The organism is Ruegeria sp. YTSA064 (assembly GCF_059610325.1).
In genome coordinates, this window is the sequence record NZ_JBXWNK010000008.1 from 228081 (window position 1) to 245142 (window position 17062).

Here is a 17062-nt window from a genome sequence, read left to right on the forward strand (position 1 = left end):
TGCACACTAACCTAAACCTAATGTCAGAAACTGTCATTAGTCAGGCGTATCCCTCGGACATCCCAATTATGGAGCTGATGATGCTGACCCTTCTTACTTTCCCCTCTGCGTTCGGCCTGTTCAGTGCCAGCCCGTTCTGTGTGAAAACCGCCCTGATGCTTCAACGGGCAGGACAGCGCTGGCAGCGGTCCGACCTTTTGGACCCCCGCAAGATGCCGCATCAGAAACTGCCGGTTCTGCGCACACCCGAGCGCCTGATCCCCGACAGCGACTTGATCCGCGAGTGGCTCGAGTCTCAGGGTGCAGATTTCGATGCCGGTTTGAATGGCCTGCAAAAAGCCCAATCCCGTACTCTAATCCGCATGGCAGAGGAACATCTTTACTTCCATGTCGTCCAGGATCGCTGGGCCAATGATGAGGTCTGGCCAATCCTGCGCGATACGTTCTTCACAGTCATTCCAGCACTGATCCGCAAGCCGGTTTCGAACTCGATCCGTAAATCCGTTGTCAAAGGGTTGGCCTTTCAGGGTGTTTCCCGATTCTCACCCGCAGAACGACAGGACCGGCTAGAGCGCGACCTTGAAGCTATCTCAACCTATCTTTGGCAATCGCCCTACCTGATGGGAGAGGAACCGACCTCGGCGGACATGAGCGTCGGTCCAATGCTGGCGGCGATGCGCGCGACACCGTCCGACACCCCCCTGACCCGCCGGATCAAACAGGATAAGCTGCTCAGCAGCTATATCGATCGAATGGAACAGGCGATCCCACTGTCATGACACCCTTTGAGGATGCAAAAGTCGCCGCAGCTTACGGGGCGATGCCAGAAGAAACTCGCGCAGGAGCACTTATGCTGCGCGAGTTGATTTTCGAAACTGCGGCCTCGCTACCGCCGGCCCAGCCTCTGGAAGAAGCGTTGCGGTGGGGTCAGCCAGCCTATTTGGCACCCAAGGGATCAACGATCCGACTGGGCGGACACAAAGCCGCTCGGTTTGCGTTGTTCGTGCACTGCCAGAGCAGACTGATGGGGGATTTCACTTCTGCTTTTCCCGGTGAGGATCAGATCGATGGCAATCGCGCCATTCTATTCGATGCGCCCGATCAGATTGACCCCACACGCCACGGCTGGCTGATTGCGCGCGCGTTAACCTATCATCTCTGACGGCGTTTGCGTTCAACCTTGCGCTTGATTTTGTCCTTCTTGCGCTTGGTGCTGACCGCCTTGCGCCGCGACCCGCGTTTGGTTGGACCGCGTCCTCGTGGCAGGGCTTGATCATCGATGGAGAGCAGTTCCAATTCCAATCCGCCGGTTACAGGCGTAGCCTCGGTCAGCCGCACGGTGACACGCTGACCAATGGCAATAATCAGGCCGGTATCCGAACCCATCAGTGTCCCGGCTTCACGGTCAAAATGAAAGAACTCACGCCCCAGCGAGCGCACGGGCACCAGACCGTCCGCTCCGGTCTCATCCATCTTCACGAAGGCCCCGAAACGTGCGATACCGCTGATCCGGCCTGTGAACTCATTGCCGACCCGCTCGCTAAGATAGGCCGCCAGATAGCGATCAGTCGTATCGCGCTCGGCCATCATGGAACGGCGTTCCGTGTCCGAGATATGGGTGGCCGTTTCCTCCAGCCGCGCGATTTCCTCCTCGGTCAGCCCATCCTTCCCCCAGCCATGGGCCGTGATCAGCGCGCGGTGCACGATCAGGTCCGCATAGCGGCGGATGGGTGAGGTGAAATGTGCATAATTCCGCAGGGCGAGTCCAAAATGTCCAAAGTTTTCAGGACTGTAATAGGCCTGCGCCATCGACCGTAAAGTGGTTAGGTTGATCAGCTCGGCATCTTCGGTACCCGCGGCAGCATTCAGCAGCGCGTTCAGGTGGCGGGTCTGCAACACCTGCCCTTTGGCCAGATTCAAACCTGCTGCTTGCGCCGTCTCTCTCAGGCTTTCCAGCTTCTCAGGTGCGGGCTCTTCGTGGACGCGAAACAACAGCGGGCGGCGTTTGGCAATCAGTGTCTCGGCGGCAGCGACATTGGCGAGGATCATGAACTCCTCAATCAACTTATGCGCATCCAATCGGTCACGGAACGCGACGCTGGTCACCTCGCCAGCATCGCTCAGAACGATCTTGCGTTCAGGCAAGTCCAGCTCCAACGGTTGGCGCTCCGCCCGCGCTTTTTTCAACGCGTCATAGGCGGCATAGAGCGGTTTTAGAACGGTCTCCAGCAACGGCTCGGTGCGGTCGTTCGGGTTGCCATCGATCGCTTCCTGCACCTCGGAATAGTTCAGTGAGGCGGCTGAACGCATCAGACCCCGTGCAAAGCGGTGGCCGATCTTGTTACCCTCGGCATCAATCTGCATCCGAACCGCGATACAGGCGCGCGGCACGCCTTCGTGCAGGGAACACAGATCACCGGACAGGCGATCCGGCAGCATCGGCACTACGCGGTCGGGGAAGTAACTGGAATTGCCCCGTTTGCGTGCCTCACGATCCAGCGCCGTACCGGGCTGCACATAGGCGGCCACATCGGCGATGGCGACCCAGATTACATGGCCACCTTTGTTCTTCGGATCATCGTCTGCGTGCGCATAACAGGCGTCGTCATGGTCCCGTGCATCCGCAGGATCGATGGTCAGCAAGGGCATATCCCGCAGGTCTTCGCGCCCTTTCAGGCCAACAGGTTTGGACTTGTCGGCTTCTTCAATCACATTGTCCGGGAAATCGTCAGGAATGCCATGTTGGTGGATGGCGATCAATGAGACAGCCTTGGGCTCGGTCGGATCGCCAAGCCGTTCAACAATGCGCGCGCGTGGCAGGCCCATGCGGTTCTTGGGTCCGGCCTGCTCGGCCTCGACCAACTCCCCGTCCTTGGCGCCCAGAACGGCCCCGTCCGCGACCAGCCATTCGGTGGAACCAGCCTTGTCGATAGGTACGATCCGGCCACCCTCGGCCCCTTTGCGGAAGATGCCAACGACCTTGCGTGGGTTGGTTCCGATGCGGCGGATCAGACGCGCCTCGTAATTATGGTCTTCCTCGTGCACAACGATCAGACGGGCCAGAATGCGGTCACCCTCGCCCAATGCCGGATCGCTGGCGCGGGTGATGAGCAGAATAATGGGCTCGATCCCCTCACCGTGCCATTCCAACGGTCGCGCAAACAGATCGCCATCCGCGTTCGGAGCCTTGACCTGCAACACGCTGACCGGCGGCAGGCGGTCAGGATCACGATAGCTGCGCTTGCGCTTTTCCAAATGCCCTTCGGCCTCAAGCTCTTTCAGGATGCGCTTCAGGTCGATCCGATCTGCGCCCTTGATGCCAAAGGCCTTGGCGATATCACGTTTCGAGGTCAGGGTAGGGTTCGCCGAGATCCAGTCGAGGACCTCTTGCTTGGTCGGAATGCGTGTCATGAGTTTGGCCTAGCACGGGCATGCGACCGCGTCATGACCAAAAAGCGGCCTGTCGGGTCAGCCGTGCAGATCGGCCACGGTATCCACATCGCGCAGGTGATCCAGCAACGTCACTCGACGTCCATTTACCGAAGCCAGCGTGTCGGCCAAAGCACTCTCAGTCGACCAGCGCACGTTGTTGAACATCCCTGACGGCAACGCACTATAACGCTGCGCACCAACCAACCAATAGCCCCCGTCAGGGGCTGGCCCGAACACGATTTCAGCCCGGCCCAATGCGTCGAAGGCCCGCGCGATGTGTCCGCGTGTAATCCCCGGAATATCTGCACCGATCAAACATACTGGCCCATCGGGGGCACCGCGCAGCATCCGCCCCATACGATCACCGAGATTTCCGCGCCCTTGCGGCTTACGCGGCAGATCGACTGGCCAGACACGGCTTTTCATCCCCTCCCGATCCGGAGTAACCGCCAGAACAATCTGCCAGCGCGGATCGCGCAGGCGTCGGACAAGTGACCGCGTTTGATGTCGAAACCACCAAGCCGCACCGACCATGCCAATATCGCGTCCCAGACGGGTTTTCACCCGCCCCGGACGTGGCTCTTTCACCATGATGACCAAAGTCTTTTGCATCAATCAGGCAAAATAATCCGATAGAATACGCGCGTATATTGCCTTGAGCTGATGAATTTGTGCCACCTCAACGCACTCATCAACCTGATGCATCGTGCGCCCGACCAGCCCGAATTCGACCACTGGGCAATGGTTCTTGATGAACCGGGCATCCGATGTGCCGCCAGTGGTTGAAAGCTCGGGGCAGATATTGGTTTCTGACTCAACGGCGCGCGCTACCAGATCCGAAAGCCGACCCGGAGGAGTCAGAAAGCTCTCACCTGAGATTTTGATCTTGGTTTCGATTTCAACTCCAAACGCCTTGGCAACTGATTCAGCCTCGGATTTCAACCAGTCGCTCAGGCTGACGCCCGAGTGCAGGTCATTGAACCGAATGTTCACTGTTCCAGAGCATTGCGCCGGGATGACGTTCGTCGCTGGATTGCCCGTATCGATCGTCACCACGGCCAATGTTGAGGCATCAAAGTGGTCGGTCCCCTGATCCAGCTCGCGACTGGCCAGCCGATCCATCAACCGCGCCATTGCTGGCAATGGGTTATTCGCCCGGTGCGGATAAGCAGAATGCCCCTGCACCCCGGTCACGATAAACCAAGCTGACATTGAGCCGCGCCGACCGATCTTCATCATTTCACCCATCTTATTCGGACAGGTTGGTTCCCCTACTAGACAGACCGACATCCGCTCATCCGTCGCATCCATGTGATCCAGCAGGGCGACAGTGCCATCGACCGCATCACCCTCTTCATCACCTGTAATTGTCAGAATCACCGCACCATCCGGAGGCGTATTGCGCACAAAATCAATGGCTGCTGCGGCAAAGGCTGCCACACCAGATTTCATGTCCGTCGCACCACGGCCATACATCACTCCATCACGAATTTCTGCTCCGAACGGGGGCGCGGTCCAAGCGGCCTCATCACCCAAGGGAACAACATCCGTGTGGCCGTTGAAGCCAAAGCTGCGAGCGTGTCCTTTCTTGCCCCAACGCGCAAATAGGTTGCTGACGCCTCCGCGATCCACACGGGTGCATTCAAAACCTGCATCCGCAAGTTCACGTTGCAGTAAAACCAGCGCGCCGCCCTCTTCGGGTGTGACCGAAGGGCAACGGATCAGATTTGCGGTCAGCTCAACTGGATCGGTCATAACGGGCCTCTTGTTCTGATGGATGCCGGTGTTCGTGCACAGATTCAACGAATTGCCCGGCTTGCCAACCCCGAATAGTCAGATTTCCAATCCAAAATCCAAAGACTTCGATTTTAGCACCCCAACAAAACATGAGCCTTGACCCTGCGGCTGCCTTGCCGCGCTGCCCCGAACTAGGTTAGAGGGCCGCGAAACAGGTGATTCCAAATGAAGCGCGTCTTCTTCGCATTGATCTGCCTGACTTTCGCGACTCTCGCGCAGCAAAGCCAGGCTCAGACCCTCACGGTTACAACTGTGACCCGCCCTCCGTTCTCGTTTGTCGAGGACGGGGTCCAGACCGGTTTCTCGATGGACCTGCTGGCGGCGTTATCTGAGTCGCTGGGCTGGGAGTATTCGATCAACCGGGTCGAGAGCTTTGGCGAAATGCTGGGGGCCGTTCAAGACGGGTCAGCCGATCTGGCCATTGCGAATATTTCAATCACCGCCATGCGTGAAACCCGAATGGATTTCACCCAGCCCATCTTTGAAGCCGGGCTACAGATCATGGTTCCGTCCGAGGCAGCGCGCCAACCGTCTTTACTGCACGCCCTGCTGTCGCGCGAGCTGTTCATCGCAATTGGTCTGGCCTTTGCCATTCTTCTGGGCGGCGGCATGCTGATGTGGAGTTTCGAGAAACGCGCGCAGCCCTATTTTGACCGGAAACTGAATGAGGCTTGGTTCCCTTCCTTCTGGTGGGCGCTCAACCTCGTGGTCAATGGCGGGTTTGAAGAGCGGATGCCCCGCACGCCGTTTGGGCGCATTCTGGGGGTTGTGCTGGTGGTTTCCTCGCTGTTCATCGTATCGGTGTTTACGGCCCGGATCACATCGGTGATGACTGTAGATGCGATAACCGGCAGCGTGAATTCGGTTAATGACCTCTATGGCAAGCAAGTCGGAACCATCTCTGATTCAACAGCAGCCAACTTTCTGAACCGCCGCGAGATCGAGTTCACGGGCTATGCCGACCTTCAGGACATGCTGGCTGCGTTCAAAGACAAGGATCTGGATGCAGTCGTATTCGATGCGCCCATTCTGTCCTATTACGCCAGTCATGAGGGTCGAAGAACGGCAAGTATGACCGGCGGGATTTTCCTACGCGAAAATTATGGCATCGCCTTCCCAACCGGATCGCCTTTGGTTGAAGACGTCAACCAAGCACTGCTGTCTCTTCGCGAAGACGGTACCTATGATGAAATCTACCGCAAATGGTTCGGAGCGCGAAACTAAGCCGGGCTCTCGTCTCCAAAGAATGGCGTCATCTGCGCAACTATGACGGCGTTTTCGTCCAGCGCCCGCTGCATCAATGCCCGCTCATCCGGATCGATATCGTGCCCCTGCGCTTCACGCTCGGCAAGCGTGCCGTAGCCGGTGACATCCAGAGGAGCGGTATCGGCCTGTTTTAAAATCGCCACCGTTTCACGCACGGCTTCTGCCTCATCCACACCGCTGGCAAAGCACATCAGCGCGGCTCCGGTTGCGTCTTTTGGCAAACCATCTCCATCCTTCCGGCCAATCTGAACCAGAAGAGTATAGACTTGCTGACGCGAGGGTTTCTTTTGCTTCTGCATAAGGCCCGCAATACGCTGAGCCAGAGTGTGGGTCAACTCAGGTCCGATCGCTCTGGCAGGCCGCTTCCAGCAAAACCAATGCGGCTGCCCGTTGCCTGTCGCGCCAACCTTCCTTTGGAACCAAGGGCATTACAGCATCTGTATTGAAGTAAATCGCTGTGATCCCTGCAGCCGCGACATCCACAAGATTCGGATCAGCGCTTGTATTCTCAGCACTGATCTCAGCAGCGATACGATCTTCAAACTCGTATACGAAGCGCAACAGGGGTTGGCGAATTTCTTTGTGTCGCTCCGAGGCCGCTACCAAAGCCGCAAAAACGGCGGCGCTTTCAGAAGAATAATCAACGCGTCCAAACAACGCTTCGATCAAAGCATCAATGCGCCCTGTTGCTGGCAACATATCGAAGAAGGTTTTTGTCCGCATAGCAAAATCACTCAGGACATGGTCCAGCAGGCGCTGGATCATTTCTTCGCGATTGCCAAGGTAGTGACGAAGCAGAGGCCGCGCGATCCCCGCTTCTTCGGAGATACGGGCGAGTGTTGAGCCATCCAATCCATACCGCGCGACACATCTGGTAAATGCGCTCAGTATTTCCTTCGTACGGACATCTTTCAAACTGGTTCTGGGCATGAGTCAATCATTCAGGCGGTCTGAGTGGGGAAAATGTCCGTCAGGATGTAAAGTACTCCGAAGCCGAACCACATCGCCGTTAGCACCCAGAACAAAACCGGGTTCTCTTTGCGCTCAATAGCTTCAACAAGAAAGGCCTGCCCTGATCGAATTGCCAGAACGCCCCAGTACACAAAAACCACACCCCAGATCGCATATACCCCCGCCAGTGTTGATGCCAGCAGCACCAGCACAGCCGCGATAGTCATCCATTTGTGATGCCTTAGGCTTTTTCCAGGTTTCATCTACCCGCCTTATCCTTCGGTCGAAATCTTGAAATTGGATACTGGACAAATCGCTTTATTGTCAATAATGACAATTATCATTTTTGACAATCTAAGGAAGTGACATGCAAGCCCCGGCATCGCTACCCGACAAACCGAAAAACCGACTACCGCGAGAAGCCTATGTTTCAGAGGATTGGTTTCAGGTTGAGCAATCACAAATCTTCAGCCGCTGCTGGACCTTTGCCGGTGTGACAATGGATTTTCCTGAACCCGGAGATTTTCGCACGATCAAAGCCGGAGCAAATTCCGTAATTGTCATCAAAGGCGCCGATGGTGAGTTACGCGGGTTTCACAATCTTTGCCGCCATCGTGGTACAGAACTTCTGGAAGGATGCGGCAATGCAGGCAAAACCATTGTCTGCCCCTATCACAACTGGGTCTATAATCTGGACGGTGCTTTGCGCGGAGTTCCTGCCCAGCGTGAGTGCTTTCCTGATCTCGACAAGAAATCCAATGCTCTTTTTGGGGCGGCTGTGGGCGTATTTCGCAATCTTGTTTTCGTTAATCCTGACCCGGATGCGGATTTTGACAACTGGCTGAGCGGGCTGGATCAGGTTCCTTGGCCGCATGATCTGACCTCGACCGAGCTGCAGGAAAATCCCGACAACGTGGTTTATGAAATCGAGTGCAATTGGAAGGTCTTCTTCGAGAACGCAATTGATGGCTATCATCTCGCCTATCTGCACAAAGACACGCTGGGAGGGCCGACCCATGACAAAAACCTGTGGGAGGTGTTTGGTCAAAATATGATTTGGTGGTCGACCGAGCGCGAAGGTGTGAAACACAGGATTCCGCAATTCGTTGAAAACTCCGCCAAAGGTTCAGGTTTGAAAACCGTTAAAAATGCTGAAACTCCGGGGTATGGCGGGGTCTACATGCTCTTCCCAACCACGATCCTAACGCCCAATCCCTGGGGATTCTCGATTTCAACGATGGAACCCATAAGCGCAAACAGGATGCGATTAAGGGTGCGGAACTGGTCTCCGAAGGGCTGGTTTACTTACACGCACCGCGCGGCTGACATTCCCGGGTACGATGCCGAAACAGGGCTGATCAAATCCTCGCACTGGACCAAACACCCGTTGGAAACGGGCGATTTCCAAACCGAAGATGTCTGGGTTTGCGAAAAGATGCAAAAATCCATGCAATCTCCGCGCTTCGAAGTGGGCGCTCTCGCCATAGGCGCTGGCGGCGAGGCCGCAATAGATTTCTTTCAACAGACAGTGCTGGGGTTGATGCCCAAGCAATAATAGATTTGGCCGCAACATCTGCTCTGCGGCCAAATCTTAAATAAACAGCTCAGGATCAGTCGCGCAGCAGATCGTTGATCCCGGTTTTCGAGCGCGTCTTTTCATCAACGCGTTTCACGATGACCGCGCAATACAGGCTGACGTTGTTCTTGGACGGCATCGAGCCTGCAACAACCACCGAATAGGGCGGAACCTCGCCATACATAACCTCACCGGTTTCGCGATCGACAATCTTGGTCGACTTGCCAATGAATACGCCCATGCCCAGAACCGAGCCTTCGCGGACAATACAGCCCTCAACAACCTCGGAACGGGCGCCGATAAAGCAGTTATCTTCGATGATGGTGGGACCAGCCTGCATTGGCTCCAGCACTCCGCCGATGCCAACACCGCCCGACAGGTGCACATTCTTTCCGATCTGTGCGCAAGAACCGACCGTTGCCCAGGTATCGACCATGGTGCCTTCGTCCACATAAGCACCCAGGTTCACAAATGACGGCATCAACACCGCACCGGGTGCAATATAGGCTGACTTGCGCACGACGCAGTTGGGCACCGCCCGGAATCCTGCAGCGCGCCACTGGTTCTCATCCCAACCGGCGAACTTGCTGTCGACCTTGTCCCACCAGCCACCGGCTTGCGGGCCGCCATTTTGGATCTCCATATCCTTGATACGGAAACCCAGAAGAACGGCCTTCTTAGCCCACTGATTTACGTGCCAGTTGCCATCTGCCTGCTTTTCGGCAACGCGCAATGAACCGCTGTCCAACGCATTCAGAGTATCCTCGATGGCCTCACGCTGCTCGCCCGTCGTGGCCGGTGTGATCGTATCACGCATGTCCCAGGCGGCTTCGATGGCGGCTTCCAGTTGCGCGTTTGACATAGGCGTCTCCCTAGAGAATCTGTTCACGTTGATGTGGCCTATACGCAAGGTGGAACCATGGCGCAATGCGACGCAAGCAACCCTACATGCGTCAATCTTCTGCTATTGCGCCAAGAAGTGTAAACATGTTCCTGTCATTTTGTGTTCCAGCATTGGGTGCGGTCAGCAAAACATCTCCGTAGAAAACCGAGTTTGCGCCAGCGAGAAAACACAATGCCTGCTCTGCGGTCGAAAAGTCAGACCGGCCCGCCGACAGGCGTACGCGGGTTGCTGGCATGGTGATACGTGCGGTCGCAACCATGCGCACCAGATCGAAGATGCTCACCTTCTCTCGATGCTCCAGCGGAGTACCCTTAATCGGGATCAGAGTATTGATCGGAACGCTTTCGGGATGTGGGTCAAAACTCGCTAGAACCTGCAATAGTGAAGCACGATCCCGCAGACTTTCACCCATGCCGATGATACCTCCACAACACAGATCGATACCTTCGTCACGGCAATAGCTGAGTGTTTCCAACCGATCCTGATAGGTGCGCGTCCCGATGATCTCACCATAGAATTCCGGCGAGGTGTCGAGGTTGTGATTGTAGGCGGTTAGTCCCGCGTCGGCGAGTCGTTGGGCCTGATGCGGCTTTAACATGCCCAGTGTCACGCAGGCTTCCATCCCCAGATTGCGAACGCCCCGAACCATTTCAAGAACATTGTCAAATTCTTCCCCATCCCGCACTTGGCGCCACGCGGCCCCCATGCAGAACCGCTCGGCCCCGGCCTCCCTGGCCTGTTTCGCCAGCGAGACCACATGCCCGGGGTCCATCAATTTCTCTTTGGTCAGTTCGACCTCGCGGTGATGCGCGGATTGAGGGCAATAGGCACAATCTTCTGGGCAGCTGCCGGTTTTGATCGATAGCAGGCTGGCCTTCTGAATGTCTTCCGGGTCGTGATACGTCCGATGGATGGTATTTGCACGGCCAACCAGATCCAGCAGCGGGAGGCGCAGTAGCGCCTCCACCTCATCCACGGTCCAGTTGCTGCGGATGTCCTGTCCTGTATCAAGCATCCGCTTGCGACCCGCGGATTTTCTGCATCAAACCCGTTGGCAGGCCAATCACGATAACGGCCGCCAACGCGATCTTTACGAGATCACCTACGATAAACGGGCTGAAACCGTAAACCAGCACTTTGTCCGCAGGTACAAACTGGGCCAGCCACCCCAGACCCAGAGCGTATATCGCTACAAGTCCAGCTAACATGGCCGGGACCAAAAACAGCTTGCGCAGATTATCCGCCACCCATCCGACGATGGCCGAGGCAAAAACGAAGCCCAGCAGATAGCCACCAGTGCCGCCCATCATATAGGCCAGTCCGATGCCTTTTTCGGGTGTCCCAGCAAAAACCGGCAGACCGACGGCCCCAGCCACCATGTAGCCAATCACAGTTGCGGATCCGAGGCGCATCCCGAAAGCTGCAGAAATCGCCATGACGGCAGCGACCTGCAGGGTCATCGGCACCGGCCAAAATGGCACTTGGACTTTTGCGCTGGCTGTCAGCAGAAGGATGCCCATCACGACACGGATGATCTGTCCCGCCGGGCTGAGCGCACCGGTAGTCGGCAAGGCGGATCGCAGCATGGCTTTCATTGTACTTCCTTTTATAGATAATTATTTACCAGTTGACTCATGATCATCATTTTTATCTATTAAAAATCAAGTGAAATCTTCAGCGGTGAAAAAATAGCACTTAACTGCCTGAAAGAACTCAATTTGCGCGGCGAATATGGCGCACCAGAATCGATGTCGCCGCTGACACATCTTTGCTTTTTAACGCCTGAATTATGGCCGCGTGATCCGTATCGATCCGCTGCATCCATTTTGGTCGCCAGTGCGCGAACAGATGCCGCGCGCTGGCAATATGCAGATCATCAATCGCATGCAACAGGCGAGGTAGGCCGCATGGCGTCAGGATAGCTCGGTGAAAGATTCTGTTCCGCGCTTCCCATTGCGGCATACTGTCAGCCTCATCGCAGTCTTTTCGCGCCCGATCAGCTACTTTCAGTGCGGTTGGGGTCATGTTTTGCGCTGAATGCTGCAATGCCAGAGATTCAAGCGCGACACGCATTTCGATCACCTCACGCACTTCGGCGGGGTCCAAGGCAGTGACACGCATGCCCTTTCGCGGCTCGCTTTTGGCCAATCCATGTGCCTCAAGCCGCAGCAGCGCTTCGCGCACCGGCACATGGCTGGTTTCAAAGTCGCGCGCGATATGGTCCTGACGCAACTTCTCACCGGCGGCAAGGTCGCCAGTTATGATCTTCTGGCTCAGCGCTTGATATATCGTGTCGGCAATGGTCGCAGTCATAAATTATAGATAAAATTCACAACGTGTTTCCACAAGCAGTTAATTCAATCAGCCAGGGGGTCCGGCGCAATATTCCCACCGCAGATAAGAACCGCAACCCGCTCATCTGGTTCGGGCTGATATGCACCTGAGATCAGCGCAGCCATGGCTGCCGCCCCAGCTGGTTCCACCAAAATTCGATGAGCTTGCCACAATGTCTGCTGGGCCTGCGCTATCGCCTCATCGGGAACCAAAACCGAAGTCATCCCCTGTGCCAGACCGAAGCAGATATCGCCAATTCGACGTGCGCCTAACGCATTCGCTGCAATGCCTGAGACCGAAACATCAACCGGCTCACCTTCAGCCAAGGCAGCATTCAGCGCGCAGGAGGTTTCCGGCTCGACAGCCACAACCTTGCGCGCACCCTGAAACCAAGCCAGCGCCCCAGCAATCAGGCCGCCGCCACCGACAGCAACCAGAACTGTATCTGCCTGCAAACCCTGCGCGTCCCATTCAGCAAAACACGTCCCTTGCCCGGCAACAGTTGCGGGCGCGTCATAGGCGTGGATTTGCATTGCACCAGATTCAGCCTCATGTGCCTGAGCCATGGTCAAAGCGTTGGCATATTCCCCCGGAACCACGCTCAGATCGGCTCCGATCCGTTCGATCAGGGAAATCTTCGACGGTCCTGCAAGCTCGGGCACAAAAATCTTCGCCGGATGACCTAACGCATGCGCCGCATAAGCCGCAGCCGCTCCATGGTTGCCACCCGATGCCGCCACCACGCCCGCCGAAGGAACATCCATGCTGAGCAAAGTGTTGAACGCGCCGCGCGCTTTGAAGCTGCCAGTGTGTTGCATATGCTCCAGCTTCAACTCGAGCGGATAACCCAGCGCATTGCTCTGCATCACAGGTGTGATTTGTGCATGTCCGGCAATGCGATCCCGCGCTGCCAATATTTCACTTTTCCAATCCATTCTTGTCTTTCCGTGACTGGCACTCTTCCCGCGAACCCTATAGCTGTTTTGGAAACACGCAAGCAGGGAACCCCGTTTATGAGAGAAGATCGCCTCAGCCCCTTTCGCGACGCACAGACCGACCGCTCGACCGCAAGCGAAGTGCCGGACACGCCGCAGACGCGGTCATCGGCCTATCGACTTGCCTTCGCTGATGATGATTTCCTGTGCCGGGATGAGCTGCGCCCCGTTCGCCTGCAACTGGAGTTGCTCAAGCCCGAGATGATCATGACCGAGCGTGAGATCACCTCGACTATCGTCATGTTTGGCGGTGCGCGCATCCCGGAACCAGCCCAGAAACACACGGCGCGGACTGAGACTTTGGCCGGGCTGTCAAAATACTACGATGAGGCGCGCGAGTTTGCGCGCCTGATGACAGAGAAATCGAACCAGACCGGTTGCCGTGAGAATGTGATCGTCACCGGCGGCGGACCCGGCGTAATGGAAGCGGGTAATCGCGGTGCACTGGATGCGGGTGGCTATTCGATCGGCCTGAACATCGTGCTGCCGCACGAACAGGCCCCGAACCTGTATGTAACGCCTGATCTCAGCTTCAACTTCCACTATTTTGCTATCCGCAAAATGCACTTCCTGATGCGCGCCCGCGCCATCACTATTTTCCCGGGCGGGTTCGGCACCATGGATGAGTTGTTCGAATCCCTGACCCTAATCCAGACAGGACGGATGGAACGCGTTCCGTTCCTGCTGTTCGGGCGTGAGTTCTGGGAGAGAGTCATCAACTGGGAGGCGCTGGCGGACGCGGGCACCATCTCGGACGAAGATCTGGACCTGTTCCGCTTTGTCGACACCGCGCAAGAGGCGGTCGAGATCATCGAGAACTGGGAACCTGCTCCCCCGCGTGACCAAATTCCGGGGCGCTGAGCTATGACTAAACCCAAGACCGGCGAGATGCTCCACCTGCGCGGAAACGCGTTGGACAAGGGCGAGCCTGTGGCCCTGCCATTGACCCAAAGCAGCATGTTTCATTTGCCGGGTGATCCAGACGGTCACGCCAGTTATGGCCGAGTCGACAACCCGACTTGGGTTCACCTGGAGCACGTCCTGTCGCATCTCGAAAACGCGCCTTGCCTCAGCTTTCCTTCTGGCATGGGGGCGATTTCGGCTGCGCTGTTTGCCACGGTCAAAGCAGGGTCTCGTTTGCTGATCCCATCCGACGGATACTATGTGACCCGGCTACTGGCCGACCGGTTCCTGTCGAATCTAGGCGTTTCAATCGTCGAACGCCCAACTACTGCCTTTGCCGAAGGTGGCTTTGATGGAATTGATGTCGTGTTCTTGGAAAGCCCATCGAACCCCGGTCTGGATATGCTTGATCTGCCAGCAATCGCCAGGCCCGTGCGCGAGGCTGGTGGCATCACGATTGCCGACAACACAACCATGACACCATTGGGCCAACGCCCACTGGACCTTGGCGTCGATGTGGTGGTGAGTTCGGATACGAAGGCGATGGGCGGGCATTCGGACCTGCTGATGGGCCATGTCGCCAGCCGCGATGCGCAAATCATGGAACGGGTAGAGGATTGGCGCCGCGTTTCAGGTGCGATACCGGGGCCGCACGAGGCGTGGTTGTTGCACCGTGGCCTTGAAACGCTGGATGTGCGGTTTGATCGCATGTGTAGCTCGGCGCAAGTTCTGGCCGAACTGTTGGCATCGCACCCGGCCGTGAAACACATTCGCTATCCCGGCCTGCCCGGTGATCCATCGCACGCATTGGCGGCTGCCCAAACCGCTCGGTTCGGTTTTCTGCTGACAATCACGCTGGAGTCTGAGGCCAAAGCCGAACAGTTCATCAACGCCTGCCCCCTGCTGCGCCCTGCCACATCCTTCGGCGGTGTCCACAGCTCAGCCGAGCGGCGTGCCCGCTGGGGCGATGCGGTCGACCCTGCCTTTATCCGCTTGTCTGTCGGGTGCGAGCCGGTAGAAGAACTGTGGCCGGCGATCGAGGCCAGCCTGAACGCGTTATGATTTCTTCTTAGGTTCACGCAGCTCGGTGAACACGTAGATTGGCAGCACGATGCTGGCGATCAACGCGCCCAGCCATACCAGCAAAGTCGCTGCCAGTAAGTTGGAAATACCTCCAACTGTTAGCCCCGCTGTTATCAGATCGGTCACCAGCAAGCCCACAAATGTGACAATCAGTGCGATCCCACCTTTCAGCGCCGGGGCCTTCTTCTCGCCCAGCTTCAGGATCAACGGTTCGGCTACGACTTGAACCAGCGTAAAGACAATCACTACAACGATGAACGAGATCGGCTTGATTGCAAAGCCCGCCAGCAGCAGCGAAGCAAGCAACAACCCGATGGCATTCCCGACTAGTAACGCGAGAGCGGATTTTATTCTGCGCGACATAAGGTGATCTCCGACAATCAACACTTCGAAACATGCAGATATTAGCAGGACAACCAGAATTTGCGAGGTAATTCGACTCCGAAGGTTTTTTGACCTGTTGAAATCACATGATAAAATACCTTCATCAAGGCCAGACCATACCTACATCGACGAGAGGCAATATGAGCGACGATCCCTATTCCGTTCTTGGCGTCGCCAAAGACGCCAACGATGCCGAGATCAAGAAAGCCTACCGGAAGATCGCGAAGGAGTGTCACCCGGACCTTAAGCCGGGTGATGCGGAAGCCGAAGCCAAGTTCAAAGCCGCTGCCGCTGCTTATGACCTGTTGAAAGATCCCGAAACACGCAAACGCTATGACAATGGCGAGATCGATGCGTCCGGTCAGGAACGTCCACGGCAGCAATATTATCGGGACTATGCCGAAGCTGCAGGCAACCCCTATCGCGGGTATTCGACCGAGCAAGACGACATGTCCGACATCTTCGCCGAGTTCATGCGCGGGCGGGGTGGTTATGGCCAACGAACACAAGAGTTCCACGCGCCAGGGCACAACCTGAATTACTCACTGCATATCAGTTTTCTGGATGCTGTATTCGGCGCCAGCCAAAAGCTGACCCTACCGAATGGGAACCGGATTGAAGTGAAGATACCGGCGGGCATCACGACCGGTCAAACCATCCGCCTGCGTGGCAAGGGAGCACCGGGATATGGTGAAGGCCCTCCTGGGGATGCGCTGGTCACCATCTCGGTCACGGATCATCCGGTGTTTGACCGTCAGGGCGATGACATCCATATTACGTTGCCCATCACCATTGACGAGGCGGTATTGGGCGGCAAGGTCCAAGCGCCCACCATCGACGGGGGCGTCAATGTCAGTGTCCCTGCAGGGACCAGCAGCGGCAAAACCCTGCGCCTGCGTGGCAAAGGGGTCAAGAAGCGCGGCTCGTCCGATAGGGGTGATCAGTTCATCGAACTGACCGTCGCAATGCCGGACATGGTAGACGATGAATTGAAGCAATTCATGGAGACATGGCGCGAAACCCACAGCTATGATCCGCGCAAAGGAATGCCGTCATGAGCCGCACATTGACCGAAGCCGAACTGATCGAAACCATCGCCCGCCTGACTTCGGATCGCCTAACCGAATATCTGGCAGCTGAGATCGTGATCCCCGAGCAATCGGAGCAAGGGCTGCGATATCAGCGCATTGACGTTGCCCGACTGGAACTGGCATGCGAGCTGCATGACCAATACGATATGGAGGCCGACGCACTGTCGATGATGATCTCGCTGATCGACCAGATGCATGGGCTGCGCGCCGAATTGCGCGAGGTGCTGAACGCGGTCGAGGCGCAACCGGAACCTGTTCGAAAACAACTGATCGAGGTCATCGGCACAGCGCGGTTCAGTCGCAGGTAACGGGGTTTTGGGCACAGGGGTTTTGGCGTAGAAGACGC

At 56.7% G+C, this 17062-nt stretch carries 20 protein-coding genes; 8 read left to right on the plus strand and 12 right to left on the minus strand.

Annotation, left to right across the window (positions count from 1 at the left end; genetic code table 11):
• The first annotated feature begins 20 nt into the window (after positions 1–20).
• Together AC2FI7_RS14175 and AC2FI7_RS14180 are read left to right on the plus strand one after the other, a co-directional pair.
• The gene (locus tag AC2FI7_RS14175; RefSeq protein WP_238528778.1) at positions 21–779 is read left to right on the plus strand and encodes a glutathione S-transferase family protein; all 759 of its coding nucleotides are present in this window, start codon (positions 21–23) and stop codon (positions 777–779) included.
• Positions 776–1162 carry a DUF1801 domain-containing protein gene (locus AC2FI7_RS14180; RefSeq protein ID WP_010440713.1) on the plus strand — a complete coding sequence of 129 codons (387 nt, stop codon included), beginning with the start codon at positions 776–778 and terminating at the stop codon, positions 1160–1162. The genes AC2FI7_RS14175 and AC2FI7_RS14180 overlap by 4 nt, the downstream gene beginning before the upstream one ends.
• Here the strand turns inward: AC2FI7_RS14180 and rnr are convergent.
• From rnr to dapE, 3 genes are read right to left on the minus strand one after another with little or no spacing between them, the layout of a single operon-like run.
• Positions 1153–3411 carry a ribonuclease R gene (rnr, locus tag AC2FI7_RS14185; protein ID WP_010440712.1) on the minus strand — a complete coding sequence of 753 codons (2259 nt, stop codon included), beginning with the start codon at positions 3409–3411 and terminating at the stop codon, positions 1153–1155. The genes AC2FI7_RS14180 and rnr overlap by 10 nt on opposite strands.
• A 57-nt stretch (positions 3412–3468) precedes the next feature.
• Positions 3469–4044, minus strand: coding sequence for a TIGR04282 family arsenosugar biosynthesis glycosyltransferase (locus AC2FI7_RS14190; protein WP_010440711.1), 576 nt, complete (start codon positions 4042–4044; stop codon positions 3469–3471).
• Positions 4045–4047: 3 nt separating this feature from the next.
• Complete coding sequence (gene dapE / locus AC2FI7_RS14195; protein ID WP_010440708.1) at positions 4048–5187, minus strand: succinyl-diaminopimelate desuccinylase; 1140 nt, start codon at positions 5185–5187, stop codon at positions 4048–4050.
• Between the two features lie 207 nt (positions 5188–5394).
• Here dapE and AC2FI7_RS14200 point away from each other — a divergent pair, with 207 nt between their 5' ends.
• Positions 5395–6453, plus strand: a complete 1059-nt coding sequence (locus AC2FI7_RS14200) for a transporter substrate-binding domain-containing protein (protein WP_010440707.1) — start codon at positions 5395–5397, stop codon at positions 6451–6453.
• Here the strand turns inward: AC2FI7_RS14200 and AC2FI7_RS14205 are convergent.
• Genes AC2FI7_RS14205 through AC2FI7_RS14215 form a run of 3 tightly spaced genes read right to left on the minus strand, consistent with a single transcriptional unit; the run spans position 6450 to position 7673 of the window.
• Complete coding sequence (locus AC2FI7_RS14205; protein ID WP_010440705.1) at positions 6450–6794, minus strand: DUF8846 family protein; 345 nt, start codon at positions 6792–6794, stop codon at positions 6450–6452. The two genes, AC2FI7_RS14200 and AC2FI7_RS14205, sit on opposite strands and share 4 nt — an antisense overlap.
• Before the next feature lie 37 nt (positions 6795–6831).
• The gene (locus tag AC2FI7_RS14210) at positions 6832–7425 is read right to left on the minus strand and encodes a TetR/AcrR family transcriptional regulator (RefSeq protein WP_010440703.1); all 594 of its coding nucleotides are present in this window, start codon (positions 7423–7425) and stop codon (positions 6832–6834) included.
• A gap of 11 nt (positions 7426–7436) precedes the next feature.
• Positions 7437–7673 (minus strand): hypothetical protein, encoded by a 237-nt coding sequence (locus AC2FI7_RS14215; RefSeq protein WP_010440701.1) that lies wholly within the window; start codon positions 7671–7673, stop codon positions 7437–7439.
• A 140-nt stretch (positions 7674–7813) separates the two neighbouring features.
• Here AC2FI7_RS14215 and AC2FI7_RS14220 point away from each other — a divergent pair, with 140 nt between their 5' ends.
• Positions 7814–9001 (plus strand): aromatic ring-hydroxylating oxygenase subunit alpha, encoded by a 1188-nt coding sequence (locus AC2FI7_RS14220; protein ID WP_010440699.1) that lies wholly within the window; start codon positions 7814–7816, stop codon positions 8999–9001.
• 55 nt (positions 9002–9056) lie between these two features.
• On the opposite strand, the gene dapD is transcribed toward AC2FI7_RS14220, so the two are convergent.
• The 5 genes from dapD to AC2FI7_RS14245 all read right to left on the minus strand — a co-directional run bounded on the left by dapD (position 9057) and on the right by AC2FI7_RS14245 (position 13195).
• Positions 9057–9884 (minus strand): 2,3,4,5-tetrahydropyridine-2,6-dicarboxylate N-succinyltransferase, encoded by an 828-nt coding sequence (dapD, locus tag AC2FI7_RS14225; protein ID WP_010440698.1) that lies wholly within the window; start codon positions 9882–9884, stop codon positions 9057–9059.
• A 91-nt stretch (positions 9885–9975) separates the two neighbouring features.
• Complete coding sequence (bioB, locus tag AC2FI7_RS14230; RefSeq protein ID WP_010440696.1) at positions 9976–10941, minus strand: biotin synthase BioB; 966 nt, start codon at positions 10939–10941, stop codon at positions 9976–9978.
• Positions 10934–11521: a biotin transporter BioY gene (locus AC2FI7_RS14235; protein WP_010440694.1), complete on the minus strand. Its 588-nt coding sequence runs from the start codon at positions 11519–11521 to the stop codon at positions 10934–10936. Before AC2FI7_RS14235 ends, bioB begins: the two co-directional genes overlap by 8 nt.
• A gap of 118 nt (positions 11522–11639) precedes the next feature.
• On the minus strand, positions 11640–12239 hold the full coding sequence (locus tag AC2FI7_RS14240; protein ID WP_010440692.1) for a GntR family transcriptional regulator: 600 nt from the start codon (positions 12237–12239) through the stop codon (positions 11640–11642).
• A 44-nt stretch (positions 12240–12283) separates the two neighbouring features.
• A complete protein-coding gene (locus AC2FI7_RS14245) occupies positions 12284–13195 on the minus strand; it encodes a threonine/serine dehydratase (protein ID WP_010440690.1) in 912 nt (303 codons plus the stop codon).
• 78 nt (positions 13196–13273) lie between these two features.
• Here AC2FI7_RS14245 and AC2FI7_RS14250 point away from each other — a divergent pair, with 78 nt between their 5' ends.
• Both AC2FI7_RS14250 and AC2FI7_RS14255 read left to right on the plus strand, forming a co-directional pair.
• The gene (locus AC2FI7_RS14250) at positions 13274–14116 is read left to right on the plus strand and encodes an LOG family protein (RefSeq protein ID WP_010440688.1); all 843 of its coding nucleotides are present in this window, start codon (positions 13274–13276) and stop codon (positions 14114–14116) included.
• Between the two features lie 3 nt (positions 14117–14119).
• Positions 14120–15220, plus strand: coding sequence for a cystathionine gamma-lyase (locus AC2FI7_RS14255; protein ID WP_010440686.1), 1101 nt, complete (start codon positions 14120–14122; stop codon positions 15218–15220).
• Here AC2FI7_RS14255 and AC2FI7_RS14260 read toward each other — a convergent pair.
• Positions 15215–15604 carry a hypothetical protein gene (locus AC2FI7_RS14260; protein ID WP_010440684.1) on the minus strand — a complete coding sequence of 130 codons (390 nt, stop codon included), beginning with the start codon at positions 15602–15604 and terminating at the stop codon, positions 15215–15217. The two genes, AC2FI7_RS14255 and AC2FI7_RS14260, sit on opposite strands and share 6 nt — an antisense overlap.
• Positions 15605–15765: 161 nt before the next feature.
• Here AC2FI7_RS14260 and AC2FI7_RS14265 point away from each other — a divergent pair, with 161 nt between their 5' ends.
• Both AC2FI7_RS14265 and AC2FI7_RS14270 read left to right on the plus strand, forming a co-directional pair.
• Positions 15766–16683, plus strand: coding sequence for a DnaJ C-terminal domain-containing protein (locus tag AC2FI7_RS14265; protein ID WP_010440682.1), 918 nt, complete (start codon positions 15766–15768; stop codon positions 16681–16683).
• Positions 16680–17024, plus strand: a complete 345-nt coding sequence (locus tag AC2FI7_RS14270; protein ID WP_010440680.1) for a hypothetical protein — start codon at positions 16680–16682, stop codon at positions 17022–17024. Before AC2FI7_RS14265 ends, AC2FI7_RS14270 begins: the two co-directional genes overlap by 4 nt.
• Positions 17025–17062 lie beyond the last annotated feature (38 nt).